A 16,976-nucleotide genomic window follows, 5' to 3' on the forward strand; every position below is an offset into this window, starting at 1 on the left:
CCTTTTTTACGTCTTATCGCTCAACTCATAAGACGAATATAATAAATAGGAAAGTAAGATGTCATTAAGCTCAATAAAACTGATCGCCTTTGATTTGGATGGAACCTTGTTAGACAGCGTGCCTGATTTGACCGTTGCTGCTGACCAAGCTTGTCAGGAGTTGGGTTTCCCTTCAGTGAGCGAAGAACAAGTTCGCGACTACGTAGGTAATGGTGCTGATGTTCTTATCGGACGTTCACTCAGCCGTAACTTGACGGTTGACCCAAGCCTAGAGCCAGAGCTACTGAAAAAAGCACGCATCCTGTTTGATGATTTCTATGAGCAGGGCGGTCACAAGCTAAGTCACCTTTACCCATCGGTTAAAGAGACGCTGGCTGAGCTGGATAAAGCCGGCTTCACTATGGCGCTGGTTACCAACAAGCCATCGAAGTTTGTACCAGACGTACTGGCGCAACACGGTATTGATAAGTACTTTGTTGATGTGTTGGGTGGCGACTCTTTCCCAGAGAAAAAACCGAACCCAGTCGCTCTGAACTGGTTGCTAGAAAAGCACAATGTAAAAGCGGAAGAGATGTTGATGGTTGGCGATTCAAGCAACGACATTAAAGCGGCTAAGAATGCAGGTTGTCACTCGTTTGGTCTGACTTACGGTTATAACCACGGCGAGCCGATTTCAGCATCAAACCCTGACTATGTCGCGGATAACGTCGCGCAATTACTAGATGTCGTTCTAGTTTCAGCATAAAGCGGACAAAAGTTAGCTAACCTACTAGCAAAATACTTATCAATGAGTACACTGGATGAGCCGTACAGAAGAGCTGTGCGGCTTTTCTATATTTAAGTTAAGAAGCTAAGCGTTCAATAAACTTAGCGAATAAGCAAAGGAATTAAAACCATGAGCAAGCCCATCGTATTGAGTGGTGTTCAACCATCTGGTGAACTAAGTATCGGTAACTACTTGGGTGCTCTACGTCAATGGCAACAGATGCAAGATGATTACGATTGCCAATACTGTGTTGTAGACCTTCACGCAATTACGGTTCGCCAAGACCCGAAAGCACTGCATGAAGCGACTCTAGACGCACTAGCAATCTGTCTTGCTGTCGGTGTTGATCCAAAGAAGAGCACGCTATTTGTTCAGTCACACGTACCAGAGCATGCTCAACTTGGTTGGCTTCTTAACTGTTACACGCAAATGGGTGAACTGAGCCGTATGACTCAGTTTAAAGATAAGTCTGCACGCCACTCAAATGACGTAAACGTAGGCCTATACGACTACCCAGTGTTGATGGCTGCAGACATCCTGCTTTACGGTGCTCATCAAGTGCCTGTAGGTAGCGACCAGAAACAACACTTAGAGTTAGCGCGTGATATCGCAACTCGCTTCAATAACATCTACGGTCCTGAAACGCCAATCTTCCAAGTACCAGAACCTTACATTCCAACAGTGAATGCACGTGTAATGAGCCTGCAAGACGCGACGAAGAAGATGTCTAAGTCGGACGACAACCGTAAGAACGTGATTACTCTGCTAGAAGAGCCTAAGTCGATCATCAAGAAGATCAACAAAGCGCAAACCGATGCAGAAACACCACCACGCATTGCTCACGATTGGGAAAACAAAGCGGGTATCTCTAACCTAATGGGTCTGTACTCTGCAGCGACGGGTAAAACGTTCGAAGAGATCGAAGCGCAGTACCAAGGCGTTGAAATGTACGGTCCGTTCAAGAAAGACGTAGGCGCAGCATTGGTTGAGATGCTTGAGCCGATTCAAGCTGAATATCACCGTATCCGTGCTGACCGTGCCTACATGGACGCAGTAATGAAAGCCGGTGCTGAAAAAGCCTCTGAACGTGCTGCAGTGACACTGAAAAAAGCATACGAAGCAGTAGGTTTTGTTACTCGCCCATAGGGTGAACTAACACAACTCGCTTGAGAATTTGAGCCCAAAGTAGCTGTTGTTTACTTTGGGCTTTTTCATGCCCATTCCATTTGTCTTCCTCGAAACCCCCTTGTTTGAATTGATAATTTACCCAGTATTTAGCTAGCATATCCATCGCTGTAATGCTGTGCAGATGATCTTATTTGGTACCCTCAAGCTTTATAAAATCACACTCGTTTCTATATATGTTGGAAATATATAACGTGCCAAACAATTGATGATTCCAAAGTGATAAGTTCCTCATTTTCTTGCCAACTGACTTATTCCTTTCATAAATAAACCTGATAGTTACCACAAAATACATGACTGCCCATAGATGGCAGTGACTATAACTCGATGAACTCAGGTGAAACGGATGGCTCTTTTACACAAACCTTCATTGCTAGCAGTGGCAATTGGTAGCTTGTTAACTACAAGCGCACGCGCTGATTTGTTTATTTCACAATATGTGGAAGGCGGCAGCTATAACAAAGCGGTTGAGATTGCCAATAGTGGCGATAGCAGCATTAGTTTAGATGGTTACTCATTGGCGAAATCTGCCAATGGCAACGGATCATGGGGTGCCACTTTACCTTTAGATGGACACGTTTTAGCACCCGGTGAAGTACTCGTGGTCGCACATTCTAGTGCGAGTGATGAGATTAAAGCTCAAGCTGACATCATTAATGCCTCTATCGCCAATCATAATGGTGACGACCCGCTGGCTATCTTGAATTCAGACGGCTCGGTACATGATGTTGTTGGTTTGATGGGCGATGTGGACTGGGGCAAAGATGTTACTTTGGTTCGTGCGACACAAACACCTTCTGCGACGTTTGATGCTTCACAATGGGTATCGCTACCAAAAGACAGCATTGAAGGCCTAGGTTCACTAGACAGCGTTGAACTGCCAGAAGCGTTCACTTGTACACAAGATGGCTCTGACCCAGTATTCACCACCATTCAAGAAATCCAAGGTGAGGGCGCTACATCGCCATTCATCGATGGCTACCCATACATCACCGACGATGAATATTTCGTAAAAGGTGTGGTAAGTGCGGTAACAACAGGCCTAACTAAAGGCTTCTACCTGCAAGCACTTGAGGATGATTTCAACTCAAGCACTTCTGAGGGTCTATTTATTCATACCAACCAGTCGAGCTCAGAGCTAGTAGCCGGTGATGTAGTGTGTGTGAAAGGCAAGGTTCAAGAATACTACAGCCACACTCAGCTGAAAGTAGAAAACAACCAATGGCTAAAACAGGGCGAGCAGCAGGCACCTGAAGCTACGGCGATTGAAGTGCTAGACAGTGACGAGAACTTCGCTGCAACGCTTGAACGCTACGAAGGCATGTTGGTGAAAACAACCGAAGCGCTTGATATGCGTGTGACGCGTGCCTTTGGTTATGACTACGCAGGTCGTCGTAACAACATGGTACTGGCGCATGAGCGTATTAACATGCAGCCGAACCAGCTTTTCGCCGCGGGATCTGACGAAGCGAAGCAGCAAACTGAAGACAACGCAGACCGCCGTCTTTTCGTTGAAACCGATCAAAAAGCGGCTGATGGACAAGTCCCTTTCTACCCAGATTTTGGCCGCACTGATATCGACCAAGATGGTTCAACAGAAGATTACATCCGCATTGATGACACCATTGTTGGCCTAGAAGGCGTGCTGACTTACAGCTACGGTGAGTACCGTTTAATTGCGACTAACCAGATCTCGGCTGAAAACTATGTGCGTAACGATCCGCGTACCGACAAACCAGACATGGATGAAGGCGACCTACGTATTGCGACCTTCAACGTATTGAACTACTTCAACTCTCCATTTGGTGGCGACGCGAATCAGCACGGCAATAACCGTGGCGCGAACACCATCACTGAGTTTGAGATGCAGCAAGAGAAGATTGTGAACGCGATTCTTCGCTTAGATGCAGACATCATTGGCTTGATGGAAATTGAGAACAATGGCTTTGGTGAAGGCTCTGCCATTCAGCAACTTGTAAACCAACTGAATGATCGCATTGAGCGTAAGAAAGACCGTTATACCTTTGTGGCTGTCGACTCGAACGAAGACGGCGTAACCGACGAGATGGACTCTATTGGTACTGACGTTATCACAACGGGTGTTATCTACCGTAAGAAGGTGGTTAAGCTTAAAGACAGCCGTGTTATCGCGATGCCAAGCCAACAAGCACCAGAGGTGTTAGACGATTCAGGCAAGGTGATTGAAGACGGTAAGAACTACCAACGTGACTCATTGGCGCCAACCTTTAAAGTTAAAGGCACCAAAGAGAAACTCACCGTAGCGATCAACCACTTTAAATCGAAAGGCTCTAAGTGTTGGGAAGATGCTGCTCCGATTGAGCAGGGCGGCCAAGGCGGCGTTGATGCCGATAAGCAAGGTTCATGTGAGAACTTCCGTGTTGCTGCGGCGGTTGCATTAGGTGAAGCGCTCGATGGCATCAAAGGTCACAAAGTGATCCTGGGTGATATGAACTCGTACGGCATGGAAGATCCAATGCTGGTGCTAACCGATTACTCGGAAGAGAAATACGGCAAGCAGATCAAAGCAGCTCGTAATACCTACATTGATGGTGTTGAGCAGTTTGGTGATAGCGGTGCGGTGATTACGAAGAACTACGGTTATATCAATGCTGTGGCTCAAAAGCACCCAGACAGCTGGAGCTACTCATACAATGATGAAGTTGGCGCTCTAGACCACCTGCTGATCAGCGAAAGCCTGAAAGATAGGGTTGTCGATGCTACCGATTGGCACATCAATGGTGGTGAGTCGACGTTGTTTGACTACAACGAAGAGTACAAAGGTGACCTACCTAAGTACCAAGATCACTTCCGTTCATCGGATCATGATCCTGCCGTTCTTGAGCTAAGAGTAGGCGGTTCATTTGGCTTCGGTGCTCTTATGTCACTATTTGGCTTAGCAATGTGGCGTCGTCGTAAGTAGCTCAATCACAAATAGATTGGCTTGCCATACAAGTAAGCCAATTCAGATAACTTAACGCTATCTGTAAACAATTAAGGTCAACTTAGGTTGGCCTTAATTATTGGCGAAATGCAGTTTCCACTTGCCTTTCGCTATGGGTATTGCACAATACCGCCCCTATATCTCCCAATCCTTTAGTATTTAGCAAACGATTTCGACCCATGTTACTTATCATCGATAACTACGACTCTTTTACCTATAACTTGTATCAGTATTTCTGTGAGTTAGGGGTAACTGTAAAAGTTGTTCGCAACGATGAGATTGATATTGCGGGCATCGAAGCGCTAAATCCTAGCCATCTTGTTATCTCGCCGGGCCCATGTACGCCCGATGATGCGGGAATTTCGCTGCAGGTGATTGAACACTTCGTTGGTAAGCTGCCGATCTTAGGTGTGTGTCTTGGTCATCAAGCCATTGCTCAAGTCTTTGGTGGTGAAGTGGTGAGAGCCAGACAAGTGATGCACGGTAAAACCTCGCCTATTCGTCATAACGGGAAGAGTGTTTTTCAAGGTCTCAATAACCCTCTGACTGTGACTCGTTACCACTCTTTAGTGGTGAAAAACGGCACATTACCAGACTGTTTTGAGCTGACGTCTTGGACGGAATTTGAAGATGGTAGCATGGATGAGATCATGGGTTATCAACACAAAACCTTGCCGATTGATGCCGTCCAATTTCACCCTGAATCGATTAAAACAGAGCAAGGACACCAGCTTCTCGCTAACTTCCTAGCACGCTGAGTGTTTAAATTTGACTCTTTCTCCGTCTAAATAAGCCAGTTTAACGTATTCCATTACCCGTTAAGCGTTTAAATTCGGGCGCTACGCGTCTTCATCCCTCTGACGCCGATCACTTTTTATAACATTTCTCCCTCGTCAGGCTAAGTTTTTAGCCTATGCAAAATTATTCGCGTTATTTCGTCTCGAACCCAATATACCGCAATGCCAGTAAGGCTTTGCTGTTGCTGGTTATACGTTTAGGTAAAAAAAGCTTCATAAAACAGATTAATTGATGCATAAATAGTCATAGGTAGTGACGTTTAGCTGGTTGTAAGGGATGGCTAAAGAATAATCTACTATTGAAAAGGTTAATTAAATGTAAATATAATGCTGCAGCGGGATTATGGCGAGACAAAATATCTTTGTCTCACTTATGAACCATTACGCTTATTTGCGAAGCTTGCGGTATCGAGAAGGAATGTACGATGACAGTGGAAAATAAAGTAGAACGTAGTCTGTTTAATGAGGTGATGGTGCCTTGTTATAACCCAATGGAAATGATCCCAGTAAAAGGGGAAGGCGCACGCGTTTGGGACCAACAAGGCCGAGAGTATATCGACTTTGCTGGTGGTATCGCTGTGAGCTGTTTGGGTCACTGTCACCCAGCAATGGTTAATGCTGTTACCGAGCAAGCAAACAAGATTTGGCACCTAAGTAATGTAATGACTAACGAACCTGCACTGCGTCTAGCGAAGAAGCTAACTGACGTATGTTTTGCAGAAAAAGTATTCTTTGCGAACTCTGGTGCAGAAGCGAACGAAGCAGCACTTAAGCTAGCTCGTCGTTGGGCTGCGGATGTTCACGGTCCTGAGAAATCTGAAATCATTGCATTCAAACAAGGTTTCCACGGTCGTACTTTCTTTACTGTAACCGTTGGTGGTCAAGAAGCTTACTCAGATGGCTTCGGTCCAAAACCTGGCGATGTAACTCACCTACCTTACAACGATATTGCCGCTCTAGAAGCGCATATCTCTGATCGCACTTGTGCCATCATGATGGAACCTCTGCAAGGCGAGGGCGGTATCATCTCTCCAACGGCTGAGTTCGTGAATACGGTTCGTGAACTGTGTGACAAGCACAATGCATTGTTGATTTTTGATGAAGTACAAACAGGTAATGGTCGTACTGGTAACTTCTATGCTTACCAAGGTCTGGGCGTGACGCCAGACATTCTAAGCACAGCGAAGTCTCTAGGTGGCGGTTTCCCTATCGGCGCAATGCTGACGACGTCTGAACTGGCTACACACCTTAAGGTTGGTACGCACGGTTCTACATACGGTGGTAACCCACTGGCGTGTGCGGTAGCTGAAGCAGTGGTTGACGTAGTTAGCCAACCTGAGACTCTAGAAGGCGTAAAAGAGCGTGAAGCGCTATTCCGTGATGGTCTAACTAAGATTAACGACAAATACCAAATTTTCAGTGAGATTCGTGGTAAAGGCCTATTGTTAGGTGCTGCACTGAATGACGAATGGCAAGGGCGTGCGCGTGACGTATTAGTAGCAGCAGGCGAGCAAGGCCTAATGGTACTGGTTGCGGGTGCAAACGTGGTTCGTTTTACTCCATCACTGGTTATCACTAAACAAGAAATTGAAGAAGGTTTATCAAAACTAGACAAAGCAATCGCTACGCTAGTTTAGCCTGAGCGGCGTCATAGGAATGATCGCCAATAGAGCGATCCCATGACGTTCTGCTAAAGGCCCAAGCTTCTGGTTTTGGGCCTATTTTGCATCTGGAGGGAATATTGATGCTAGTTGTTCGCCCAATAAAACTGTCTGATTACGATGCGCTGCACACCTGTGCAGTTGAATCAGGTCATGGATTCACATCTCTTCCGGTTAACGAAGAATTGTTAACTAACCGAATTACCCATTCTGAATACAGCTTTGCGAAAGCAGACGTGACCGAACCCGGTGATGAAGGCTATCTAATGGTGGGTTTCGACGCTGAAACTGGCGAAGTTGCTGGTACAACGGGTATCGAAGCTTCCATTGGCTGGGATGTGCCTTTTTACTCGTACCACATCAGTAAAGTGGTTCACTCTTCACAGCGCCTTAAAGTGAATAACGTGGTTAAGCTGTTGACGTTTGGTAATAACTACACAGGCTGCAGCGAAATTTGTACGCTGTTCTTACGTCCTGATTACCGCAAAGGCTTAAACGGTCGACTGATGTCTAAGTGTCGTTTCCTACTGATGGCTGAGCACCCAGAGCGTTTCTCAAAAACGATCTTTGCTGAGATGCGTGGTGTATCAGATGCGGAAGGCAATTCTCCTTTCTGGCAATGGCTGCAAGAACATTTCTTCTCGATTGACTTCACGCTTGCCGATTACCTAACCGGTATTGGTAAAAAAGGCTTCATTGCTGACCTAATGCCTAAGCTACCTATCTACGTGAACCTACTGAGCAAAGAAGCTCAAGCGGTGATCGGAGAGGTACATGACAATACGCGCCCTGCACTTAAGTTGCTGGAACGTGAAGGTTTCACCAACCGTGGTTATGTCGACATCTTTGATGCAGGCCCAACGGTTGAGTGTGATCTAAGAAACATCGAATCTGTGCGTCACTCAATTCGAGCACAGGTTCAAATTGCAGAGCACTCTAGCTCTAAAGACTTCCTAATTGGTAATACCTCGTTTGAGAACTTCCGCGCAGTAGCCGCGAAAGGTGCGTATGACCAAGCAAGCGACACAGTGATTTTATCATCTGAAGTAGCAAGCGCTCTTGAAGTAAAAGAAGGCGAATTCGTTCGCATGTTGGCTCAATAAGAGCGGCGATTATCTGTCGAAGATTTTAAGGATAGAAGTATGACTCAGTGGATAGCAGGACAGTGGGTGGCAGGTCAAGGTGACGCCATGACATCAGTAAGCCCATACAACAATGAAGTAGTGTGGCAGGGTGATAGCGCGACACCAGCACAGGTTGAATCTGCAGTAGCAGCAGCTCGTGAAGCCTTCTTGGTTTGGAAAAAACTGAGCTTTGCAGAGCGTGAAGCGATCGTGTTGAACTTTGCTGAGAAAGTTAAAGAGAACAGCGAAGAAATCGCGCAAATCATCGCGAAAGAGACGGGTAAACCGATTTGGGAAACTCGCACTGAAGCGGGCGCAATGGCGGGCAAGATTGCTATTTCAATTCGTGCTTACCATGAGCGTACCGGTGAAGCTTCTCGTGAAGCGGCAGGCAACCAGATTGTACTGCGTCACCGTCCATTAGGCGTGATGGCAGTATTTGGTCCTTATAACTTCCCTGGTCACCTACCTAACGGTCATATTGTTCCTGCACTGCTATCGGGTAATACCGTGGTATTTAAGCCTTCAGAGCAGACACCTTGGACGGGTGAGTTTGCGATGAAATTATGGCAAGAAGCGGGTCTTCCTGCTGGCGTAATCAACCTAGTACAAGGCGCTAAAGAGACAGGTATCGCACTGGCCGATGCTAAAGGTCTTGATGGCGTGCTGTTCACAGGTAGTGCTAATACGGGGCATATCCTTCACCGTCAATTCGCGGGCCAACCGGGCAAGATGCTGGCACTAGAGATGGGTGGCAATAACCCTATGGTGATCAGTGACCAATATGGTGACGCAGACGCAACGGTATACACCATTATCCAATCGGCGTTCATCAGTGCGGGTCAACGTTGTACATGTGCTCGTCGTTTGTACGTGCCTGTTGGCGAGAAGGGGGATCTGCTACTCGATAAGCTGGTCGCAGCGACGCAAAAGATTCGTGTTGATCAGCCATTCGCTGAACCAGCACCCTTCATGGGTCCTCAGATCTCTGAAGCTGCGGCTAAGTTCATTCTGGACGCGCAAGCGAATCTACAATCGTTAGGCGGCGTCAGCCTAGTAGAAGCAAAAGCGGGTCAAGCGGCGTTTGTTTCTCCGGGTATTATCGACGCAACCAACATTGCTGAGCTGCCGGATGAAGAGTACTTCGGTCCACTGCTACAAGTGGTTCGTTACCAATCGCTAAAGCAAGCGGTTGAGCTAGCTAACGACACTCGCTTTGGTTTATCTGCTGGCTTAGTATCAACAGATGATTCTGAATGGGAATACTTTGTTGACCATATCCGTGCGGGCATTGTTAACCGTAACCGCCAGCTAACAGGCGCAAGTGGCGATGCTCCATTTGGTGGTCCAGGTGCTTCGGGCAACTTACGCCCAAGTGCTTACTACGCGGCTGACTACTGTGCTTACCCTATGGCTTCAATGGAAGGTGGCGAAACTCAACTTCCGGCAACGTTTAGCCCAGGTATTGAGCTTTAATTTAGGCTAATGAGTCTTAGGCTTATGCGTTAAGTTTGAAATAGGAAGCGGTGCTATCGCTTCCTTTTTCCATCACGCCCAACACCTAGATTGGGCGGTAGATAATAATAGAAAAGTATGTCACAGGCTGATGGCTGCTGACTCTGTGTCTCAGCCTCTCCCTTTCTAATCCAAATTACTAGCTTGCTAGAACCTCTGACAAGGAGTCACCATGACGCCCGATCTACTCTTTAAATCACTTTGGGACGATTACATTCACAGGCTTTGTCCATCGGCTGAGAAAGTACATCACTTGCTGAAAGAAGACGAAGCTCTGATTAATGATCACATTGCACTGCGTACTTTCAATGTTGCTCCGCTAGGTATTGAAACATTGGCTAAGCCTTTCCTTGAGCTAGGTTATAAAGCGTGTGGCGATTACTTGTTTGAGAGTAAGAAGCTAGTCGCGAAGCATTACGAGCACCCAGATCCAAATCAACCTAAAGTGTTCATTAGTGAGTTGAAGGTCGAAGAGTGTTCAAGTGACTTACAACAGAGCGTTGCTAAATTGGTTGAGCAAGTCGACGTAAGCAAGCTTCAAGGCCATGAATTCTTGTTTGGTGGTCGTCTATGGGACTTGAGCTTCGCAGATTTCCAAGTGCTTGCAAAAGAGAGTGAATACGCGTCTTGGCTCGCAGCTCATGGTTACGGTGCCAACCACTTTACAGTGAGCGTTAATCAACTCGATGCTTTTGATGAAGTGCAGGCAGTGAATGATTATTTGAGCGAATCAGGCTTCACGATCAATGCATCTGGTGGCCAGGTTAAAGGCTCTCCAGAGGTCTTATTAGAGCAATCATCAACAATGGCAGATAAAGTCCCAGTTTCATTTGTTGAGGGCAATGAGATGATTCCTGGAGGCTTCTATGAGTTCGCTAAGCGTTATGCGATGGCTAATGGTGAGCTTTATACCGGTTTTGTGGCAGCATCGGCTGACAAGATCTTCGAAAGCACTAACGGTTAAAGAAAGATACGAGTACGGACTTTACCCTAAAGATGCAGATAGGCTTCGCTTCGAGAGTGTTTGCGCTTCGAAGCTGTAGGTGTTTCATTCGTATTTTCTTTGTAGATCTTTAGAAAACAAAAAAGCCACCAAATTTGCATTTGGTGGCTTTCAAATTTTAGGCTCAGTTAATCGAGATTAACGAGTGCCATATACCACGATAGTTTTACCGTGTGCAGAAATTAGGTTCTGCTCTTCTAGCATCTTCAAGATACGACCAACGGTCTCACGAGAACAACCAACGATCTGGCCAATCTCTTGACGAGTGATCTTGATTTGCATGCCGTCAGGGTGAGTCATTGCATCTGGCTGTTTCGCTAGGTTTAGTAGCGTTTGAGCGATACGACCTGTTACATCAAGGAACGCTAAGTCACCAACCTTTTGGCTAGTTACTTGTAGACGGTTTGCCATTTGCGCTGAAAGGCGCATTAGGATATCTGGGTTCACTTGGATAAGTTGACGGAATTTCTTGAAAGAAATTTCAGCTACTTCACAAGGAGATTTAGCACGAACCCAAGCTGTACGCTCTTGGTCTTCTTCGAATAAGCCTAGCTCACCGATGAAGTCGCCTTGGTTTAGGTAAGAAAGAATCATTTCCTTACCTTCTTCGTCTTTGATAAGAACTGCCACAGAACCTTTAACAATGTAGTACAAGGTTTCTGCCTTTTCACCAGCATGAATCAAAGTACTTTTTGATGGGTACTTATGAATATGACAGTGTGAAAGGAACCACTCTAATGTTGGATCGGTTTGAGGTTTACCTAGAACCATAATATCTCACTTCCTCTGCAGGGTATGCTTGCCGCTTTCCGTATTTTAGCTAAGCCTGGATTGACTTGTAGGATAAGAGCACTCGTTGAGCGCTGCAAGCTATCTTGTGTTTCGTTTAAGAATAGTATCCTTTTTCAGGTACTATTTCTTGATTTTAATCGTGACCAAGCTACGATTTTTTACGCAAAATTGTGCACATGATCACGGTATGAAAAGTAATCAACCAGAATGGTGCTCTGTTAACCAATTTTTCCGGTTTCGATGAGTTGTTGTAGGATCGGCCTTACAATGAGCTCCATAGCAAAACTCATCTTCCCTCCTGGTACCACAAGCGTGTTGTGGCGAGACATAAATGAGCCATCAATCATAGCTAAAAGGTAAGGGAAATCGACGTTTTTGATGCCGCGCAAACGTATAACAACGAAGCTTTCGTCTAAACTTGGGATCCCTTTAGCGTTGAGAGGGTTTGATGTGTCTACGGTTGGAACACGCTGAAAGTTGATGTGAGTACGCGAAAACTGAGGAGTAATGTAGTTAAGGTAATCATCCATCGAGCGAACAATCGAGTCCATTACTGCTTCACGAGAATGACCACGATCGCGTGTGTCGCGAACGAATTTCTGGATCCATTCTAAGTTGACGATAGGTACCATGCCGATCAGCAAGTCGACGTGTTGAGAAACATTGATATCGCCATCAACCACACCGCCGTGCAGGCCTTCGTAAAACATCACATCTGAATTTTCTGGGATCTCTTGCCATGGCGTAAAGGTGCCTGGCATTTGATTGTAAGGAACGGCTTCATCGAACGTGTGCAGGTAGCTACGTACCTTGCCTGTACCTTCGTTACCGTATTTACGGAAGAACTCTTCTAGCGCACCAAAGTCGTTGGCTTGTGGACCAAAGTAGCTGATGTGCTTACCTTGCTCGCGCGCTTTACGGATCTCGACATCCATCTCTGGTCGAGTGAAGCGATGGAAACTATCCCCTTCAACCCAAGCGGCCTTCACGTCCATCATATTGAACATTTTACGGAAGGCTTCTGAGGTGGTGGTGGTGCCGGCTCCTGATGAACCCGTCACCGCAATAATTGGATGTTTAGCGGACATGACAACCCTTGTCTTTTGAGTAACTTACTTGTTAGCAATCGTTTACCACTATAACACGGCTCCTTTATGAGCGCAGCCTAGAAGCGTTTTGTGACTTGAATATCAACGGTTTCATGCAGCTCAGAAAACACAATGCTGACTTCTCCTGAAGCTAATTGATGTTTCACTTGATCAATCTTGTTTTGCAGTGAAACCTCTACGTCGCCGTAGTCTGTGCCTTCACGCAGCACGAACTCTTTGATGAGGTTTTCCAGTGTCTCTGGCGCAATGTCTTGCCATGGGATGATCATAAATACTTCTCTCTTTTATGTTCATAAATAGGTTTATTGATGTAGAAATGCGTGTGCTTAGTATTGTTTTACTTCTATTTACTAAGGCTCGGTCATTATGCCGAATCTTGGATACTTTCATAGTAGGCAGGCAAGGCTTCTTCTAACCAAAACCTTGGCTTGAGTGTACTGCCAGTAATAAACCCAACATGGCCGCCTTTTTGAAACAGTCGATAATCGATGTTATCGGGCAGAACAAATTTTGGGATCACATCATCGGTCATGAAAGGGTCGTCTTTGGCATGAATGATCTGAGTCGGTAGTTTGATCTTATTGAGCTTAGGCAGAGCAGAACATTGCGCATAATAATCTTGGGCATTTTTGAAGCCATGCAGAGGCGCAGTGATTCGTTCATCAAACTCATACAGTTTGGTGATGTTCTTGATGGCTTCAGCGGTGATGCCAAGTTTTTCCTGCAGCAGGTTAACTTTTTTTAACGCATTCGATTTTAGAGAGTTGAGCAGGTACTTCTTATAAAGCTTGGAGAAACCGCGCTCAATACGACTCGAGCAACACGCTAAGTCAAATGGAGCAGATACGATTGTCGCCGCCGACAGCAATGGGTCGTCTGCGTACTCAGCTAAATAGTTCGCCAGCATGTTCCCACCTAAAGATATGCCAACCGCAACCTTCGGGTTATTCGGAAACTGGGCGTGTAGGTGTCTTAGGAAAAAGCGCGCATCTTCGACTTCACCTGAATGGTAAGCGCGAGCCAGGCGATTGGGTTTTCCGCTGCAGCCTCTGAAGTGCATCATCACGGACAACCAACCATCTTTAGCAAACGCATTCATTAATCCATTGGCATAAGGGCTCTCAAAGCTACCTTCTAAACCGTGGAATAGAACGAATATCGGCTTGCTACTGCGATCATTTTTATTTGAGGTGTCACCGTCTGGTGATTCGCTCCAAGCAAGATCAAGAAAGTCACCATCGGGTGTTTCTAAGGTTTGCCAGTGAGGATGAAACAGCGCCTGCTTTCGAATAAACCGTGGCACTAAGGTTTGTAAGTGCGGATTAGAGAGACCAGCCGCTGCGGTAAATATTGTCATAAAACAGTCCATGCTTCTTTTATGGGCTTTGATAAAGTGTTGAGCTTTTAGTGAAACGCCCATGTTTTTATTTGAGCTTGGTTGATTCTCGGCATAAGCGCAAGAGTTTCACTCATACAGGTTACAAAACAGGTTGTAGGTAACTGGTTGAATACTATCGAGGTTAAGCTCTATATATTGCTAATAATCCGAGCCACCATCGCGTGAACACGAAGAACGATAGTCCCCAATAAGCTTGGATCTTGATCTAACAAAAGGAAAAGGGAATGCCTTAGGGCTGAGGGGCTGGTTCAGAAAAAGCAACATAGAGGTTTTCTGCCCCTAATAATCGACAGTATTGAAAAGCGAGCGGTGATTGTTGGTTTGCGAAAAGCTGAAGAGAGTTTATGTAGTCGACGAGATCAGATTGTTGTTGTTTCTCTAGTTGTAATTCGAACTGTAAGGCTTCACGGTAGAGTGAATCAACAACGTGTGCTTTGAGATGCTTACGTAGCTCTCGATAACTATGAAGCAGGGTTTCAGAGCGGCTCAAGCACTGTTGAACTTTGTGCCACTCTTCTTCGGCAAAAGACAATTGCTGCTCATCAAGCCATTTGAGCAGCAGCAGTAGATTGACGTTGCCGTGAAACTGGTTTTGTAAAGCTAGGCACGCATCCTTTACACCACGCACACTGTAATACTGAAGGCTAAATTGCCATAGTCGTTCCAGTGTTAGTGATATTGGGGTGTGCTCTGGGCTCATAAGCTATCCATATCCTGTTCCATCTGCTCAAGCTCTTCTTGAGTGGACATCCAATCCATTTCAACTTCTTCTAGCTGTGATTTACTGCTCGCTTGGAGAGCGAGTACTTTATTCAGTTTAGCCTTATTTTCAGCTTCATACAGTGAAGTGTCGGATAATTCTTGCTCGGCTTCTTCAAGAGCCAACGTTAATTTATCCATCTGCTTTTCAAATTGACTCAGCTTTTTACGAATTGGTGCCGTTAGTTTACGGAACTCTGCTTCTTTACGTTTCTGATCTTTTTTTGCTGTTGCACTGTTGGCGCCGTCTTTTGCTGGTGCCAATGCTTGTGCTTCTTTGCGTTCAACTTTCTGCTGTTCGGTTAGCCACTTGTAGTAATCGCTTAGGTCACCATCAAACGGTGCCACTTGGCGGTCGTGTACCAAATACAAATCATCGGTAGTCGCACGGAGTAGGTAACGGTCATGCGATACGATAACCATTGCGCCTTCAAACGTCTGCAATGCAAACGTCAGCGCCTGACGCATGTCGAGATCCAAGTGGTTGGTTGGTTCATCGAGCAGCAACAGATTCGGTTTTTGCCATACTAGTAGCGCCAGAACTAAACGCGCTTTTTCACCGCCTGAGAAGGGGGCTACTTTATCGAGCGCTTTTTCACCTTGGAAACCGAAGCTACCTAGGTAATCACGCAGTTGTTGCTCTGTGTGTTTAGGGGCAATCTGCATCATGTGTTGCAGCGGTGTTTCTTCTGGGTGCAGCGTCTCTAACTGGTGCTGTGCAAAGTAACCCATCTTAACGCCTTGTGAATAGCTCAGTTCACCACCTTGCTGTTTCAGTTCGCCAGAAAGGAGTTTAATCAGCGTTGACTTACCAGCGCCATTTCGGCCAAGTAGACCAATACGACTGCCCGGTACTAGGTTCAAGCGAATCTTCTCTAGAATCAGGTTGTCATCGTAGCCCGCAGAGACTTCATCCATCATCATGATTGGATTTGGTAGCGCGTCTGGTTCTCTAAACTCAAAGCTGAATGGGTTATCAAATTGAGCGGGCAGCACTTGTTCCATTTTCTCTAATGCTTTGATACGGCTTTGCGCTTGGCGAGCTTTTGAGGCTTTGTAGCGGAAACGGTCAATGTAGCTCTGCATGTGAGACATCTGTTTCTGCTGCTTTTGGTACATCGCTTGTTGCAGAATCAGTTTTTGCGCTCGTTGGGTTTCGAACGATGAGTAGTTACCCGTGTATTCATTGAGCTGTTGGTTTTCAACGTGCACGATGCGGTTGACGATAGGGTCTAAGAAGTCTCTATCGTGCGAGATAAGCACTAGCGTGCCAGGGTAGCTTTGTAACCAACGCTCGAGCCACATTACTGCGTCTAAATCCAAGTGGTTGGTTGGCTCATCGAGTAGCAGTAGGTCACTGCGGCACAATAGGGCTTGCGCTAAGTTCAAACGCATACGCCAACCACCCGAGAACTGGGTTAGGTTCCATGTCATTTGTTCTTGGCGAAATCCTAAGCCATCCAATAGCTCAGCAGCACGTGCTTTGATGCTGTAACCACCAATGGTTTCAATTTTGCCGTGGATCTCTGCTACTAATGTGCCGTTGTCGGCTTGTTCAGCTTTCTCTAGTTGATCTTCAAGGCCGCGGTATTCACGGTCGCCATCAATCGCGTATTCAATCGCTGTTCTTTCTAGTGCTGGCGTTTCTTGAGCAACCCAAGCCATTTCCCAATGGGCTGGTTTACTGAATGAGCCAGCATCAATAGACAGCTCGTCTTTAATTAAGGCGAACAGCGTAGATTTACCACAGCCGTTTTTACCAACCAAACCGATCTTGTCGCCAGGATGAAAAGTCGCAGATGCTTGGTCGAGGAGTGGCTTACCGCCGCGTAGCAATTGAATATCAGAGAAAGTAATCATATAGAGGTAGCATAGAAATTAGAGGTGAACAGACGCCTGCATAG

The 16,976-nt window shown here is 46.1% G+C and carries 14 protein-coding genes; 8 read left to right on the forward strand and 6 right to left on the reverse strand.

Translation table 11 applies throughout. From position 1 onward, the window contains the following. Positions 1–58 precede the first annotated feature (58 nt). The 8 genes from AB4503_RS09875 to AB4503_RS09910 all read left to right on the forward strand — a co-directional run bounded on the left by AB4503_RS09875 (position 59) and on the right by AB4503_RS09910 (position 10,974). Positions 59–745 (forward strand): phosphoglycolate phosphatase, encoded by a 687-nt coding sequence (locus tag AB4503_RS09875; RefSeq protein ID WP_248638947.1) that lies wholly within the window; start codon positions 59–61, stop codon positions 743–745. Between the two features lie 150 nt (positions 746–895). Beyond that, entirely contained in the window at positions 896–1,912 is a 1,017-nt protein-coding gene (trpS, locus tag AB4503_RS09880; RefSeq protein WP_016796005.1) for a tryptophan--tRNA ligase, read from the forward strand. A gap of 385 nt (positions 1,913–2,297) precedes the next feature. Continuing rightward, the gene (locus AB4503_RS09885) at positions 2,298–4,892 is read left to right on the forward strand and encodes an ExeM/NucH family extracellular endonuclease (RefSeq protein WP_372114482.1); all 2,595 of its coding nucleotides are present in this window, start codon (positions 2,298–2,300) and stop codon (positions 4,890–4,892) included. A gap of 200 nt (positions 4,893–5,092) precedes the next feature. Further along, positions 5,093–5,671 (forward strand): aminodeoxychorismate/anthranilate synthase component II, encoded by a 579-nt coding sequence (locus AB4503_RS09890; protein WP_009848915.1) that lies wholly within the window; start codon positions 5,093–5,095, stop codon positions 5,669–5,671. 464 nt (positions 5,672–6,135) lie between these two features. After that, a complete protein-coding gene (locus tag AB4503_RS09895; RefSeq protein WP_017066202.1) occupies positions 6,136–7,347 on the forward strand; it encodes an aspartate aminotransferase family protein in 1,212 nt (403 codons plus the stop codon). 107 nt (positions 7,348–7,454) lie between these two features. Further along, positions 7,455–8,474, forward strand: a complete 1,020-nt coding sequence (gene astA / locus AB4503_RS09900; RefSeq protein ID WP_017061116.1) for an arginine N-succinyltransferase — start codon at positions 7,455–7,457, stop codon at positions 8,472–8,474. Positions 8,475–8,513: 39 nt separating this feature from the next. Continuing rightward, positions 8,514–9,971 carry a succinylglutamate-semialdehyde dehydrogenase gene (gene astD / locus AB4503_RS09905; protein WP_017071310.1) on the forward strand — a complete coding sequence of 486 codons (1,458 nt, stop codon included), beginning with the start codon at positions 8,514–8,516 and terminating at the stop codon, positions 9,969–9,971. A 211-nt stretch (positions 9,972–10,182) separates the two neighbouring features. Beyond that, positions 10,183–10,974, forward strand: coding sequence for a DUF1338 domain-containing protein (locus AB4503_RS09910; protein ID WP_372114485.1), 792 nt, complete (start codon positions 10,183–10,185; stop codon positions 10,972–10,974). Between the two features lie 177 nt (positions 10,975–11,151). On the opposite strand, the gene crp is transcribed toward AB4503_RS09910, so the two are convergent. The 6 genes from crp to AB4503_RS09940 form a co-directional block, all read right to left on the reverse strand. After that, positions 11,152–11,784: a cAMP-activated global transcriptional regulator CRP gene (gene crp, locus AB4503_RS09915; RefSeq protein ID WP_004729651.1), complete on the reverse strand. Its 633-nt coding sequence runs from the start codon at positions 11,782–11,784 to the stop codon at positions 11,152–11,154. 239 nt (positions 11,785–12,023) lie between these two features. After that, the gene (locus AB4503_RS09920) at positions 12,024–12,893 is read right to left on the reverse strand and encodes a phosphoribulokinase (RefSeq protein WP_010435210.1); all 870 of its coding nucleotides are present in this window, start codon (positions 12,891–12,893) and stop codon (positions 12,024–12,026) included. Positions 12,894–12,970: 77 nt separating this feature from the next. Continuing rightward, positions 12,971–13,183, reverse strand: coding sequence for a YheU family protein (locus AB4503_RS09925; RefSeq protein WP_010435208.1), 213 nt, complete (start codon positions 13,181–13,183; stop codon positions 12,971–12,973). Between the two features lie 95 nt (positions 13,184–13,278). After that, positions 13,279–14,271 carry a hydrolase gene (locus AB4503_RS09930; protein ID WP_019825349.1) on the reverse strand — a complete coding sequence of 331 codons (993 nt, stop codon included), beginning with the start codon at positions 14,269–14,271 and terminating at the stop codon, positions 13,279–13,281. 271 nt (positions 14,272–14,542) lie between these two features. Beyond that, complete coding sequence (locus tag AB4503_RS09935) at positions 14,543–15,013, reverse strand: TIGR02444 family protein (protein WP_372114487.1); 471 nt, start codon at positions 15,011–15,013, stop codon at positions 14,543–14,545. Then, on the reverse strand, positions 15,010–16,932 hold the full coding sequence (locus AB4503_RS09940) for an ABC transporter ATP-binding protein (RefSeq protein WP_372114489.1): 1,923 nt from the start codon (positions 16,930–16,932) through the stop codon (positions 15,010–15,012). The genes AB4503_RS09935 and AB4503_RS09940 overlap by 4 nt, the downstream gene beginning before the upstream one ends. Positions 16,933–16,976: the final 44 nt, after the last annotated feature.

Origin of the sequence: Vibrio sp. 10N.222.55.B11, assembly GCF_041473705.1 — a bacterium.
GTDB classification, from domain to species: domain Bacteria; phylum Pseudomonadota; class Gammaproteobacteria; order Enterobacterales; family Vibrionaceae; genus Vibrio; species Vibrio crassostreae_C.